General features: G+C 20.2%; 1 protein-coding gene. It reads left to right on the top strand.

What is annotated here, in order from left to right; genetic code table 11:
• Positions 1-592: 592 nt before the first annotated feature.
• Positions 593-1,705: a hypothetical protein gene (locus tag Q4E08_RS12080; protein WP_303131270.1), complete on the top strand. Its 1,113-nt coding sequence runs from the start codon at positions 593-595 to the stop codon at positions 1,703-1,705.
• Positions 1,706-2,110 lie beyond the last annotated feature (405 nt).

Genomic DNA, 2,110 nt, shown 5'->3' with positions numbered 1-2,110 from the left:
TAATAGAGGTACTAAAATAGAAAAAAAACCTCACTTAATACTGATACGGAGAACCATACCATAAATAACGGAGGATTTTACTAGATTAAAATTTATAATAGGTAATAAAATCTATTTTATATTATTAAAATTTACTATATTGAGAATTAAAAAATATAAATGATTAAATTTTTGAAGAAATTAAAAAAACTTAATTCATGAGAATTAAATAATTTAGTTAAATATCTAGTAAAATGTTAGATTGAAGTTATATATTGTTAAAAAAGTTAAAAATATATTCTAATAAATATATGATAAATCAAAAAAATATAGAATTAAAGGAATGTAAATGATATTATATATTTATAGATAATTTTGGAAATAAAAAATAGTAATTTGAGTTGATGCTATAATAATAGTTTATGAAAACTTTAATTACTTAGGTATATGATTGTATATCTAATAAATAATTATAATATATTAAATAATTATTAGGTTTATAGTAATAAACAAGAGAGAATTTGATTTTTGAGTATTAAGATAAAAAAATATATAAAAGTAGAAAGCAATATATTGCTTTTAGGGATAGCTAAATATTAGGAAGGGGTATAAAATGGCTAAGAGATTACAAAAAAGGAAAAAATTAAAAGAAATTAAATTAAAACAAAAATTAAATAGGGAAAAAAATAAAGAAGTTTTAAAAGAAAAATTAGAAGATTTTAACTTTAATAATATAACAAAGTTTAGCGGAATTAAAGCGTATGCTTTAATTAATTTAGAAGAAATAATTAACTTATTAAAAGAAGGTAATAATGATGATAATGAAATATTACTTATGGCAAGAAAGCTTATGGATTTCTCAATTGAGCCTAGAAAGAAATATAATGAGTTTTTAAGAGAAAATAAAATAACTAAAGAAAATAAAAATGTATTGAATTTACTAAATAGAGATCCTAAGTATATACTAAATACTACTGAAAGAGCACTGTTAAAGTTTGAGATGCAAGGAATAATATTAGAGTTTGCAACTAAAAATACTAAGTACGAAGCTATTGATTATGGAGCTATAAGGGTTTGTTTTGAAACTGTATATTTTGCAATTTTGCAGGGATTAGAAGAAAGAAAAATACAATCATTAAATATTTATGTGGGATACGGAGATGTATTAGCAGATATTAAAGTTGAGTATAAAGAAGATAATTCTAAATATAATTTAAATGAACAGATAATAATATTCCCGATTTGGAACTCATTAGATGATTTGTATAATGAATATACTAAATATAAAACTAAATATATTAATTTTAATGAAAATAGTTTATACTCATTAGCTACGGCTTATGCAACAGAAAAACAATATAATGATAGAGAGAATGGTAAAGAATTAATATCTTATAATGGCATTGCATTAAATTATTTAGGTGTCTTAGAAGTAGAATTAAAAAAGCTTATATCACAAAAGACAGGTAAAAATATTAGAAAAATAAGATTAGTAGATGCTATAAATGAATTACAAAAATTGAATTTAGATATTTTATCCCAAAAGGAGATTATAGAAGAATTACATAATATAAGAGAAATTAGAAATAAAGTAGCACATGGATTTAGTATTAGTTATAAAGAATTAGATTATATTCAAAAAAATTTATTAGATAGGGAAATATTTAAATATATTTCTTGGGAATTAAATAATACTAAGTTAGAAAAAAAGAACGAGTATCTATAAAGGGTGCTTCTTCTTTTATGTTAAGAAATATTGGAATGAGTGTATTGAACTTAAATATTATTGTATGAATATATAAAAAATAAAAATTCGATATATAATTTATTTACAAATGCAAAATACTTTATTTTAAGTAAATAATTTAAGAATAAATAGTAAAGAAATAAAATATGAAAGATTATCAAAATAATTAAAAGATTTTGGAGAACATTTATTTAAGGAAATATGAAAGAGTTTATTTATATTTGAATAATAGGCAAAAATCTTACAATATGAAAAATATCATTTAATATTGATACAGAGAACAGTACCATAAATAGAATTAAAATAAGACTGTTTTTATTTAAAACAGTCTTATTTTTTTATATAAAGTTTTTAACTATCTACCATAGTTCCACCATTTACATG

This window comes from Clostridium sp. (genome assembly GCF_030532265.1).
GTDB lineage: Bacteria > Bacillota > Clostridia > Clostridiales > Clostridiaceae > Clostridium.
The sequence above is the reverse complement of the archived record's forward strand: the minus strand, read 5'-3'. Positions and strand labels throughout refer to the sequence as shown.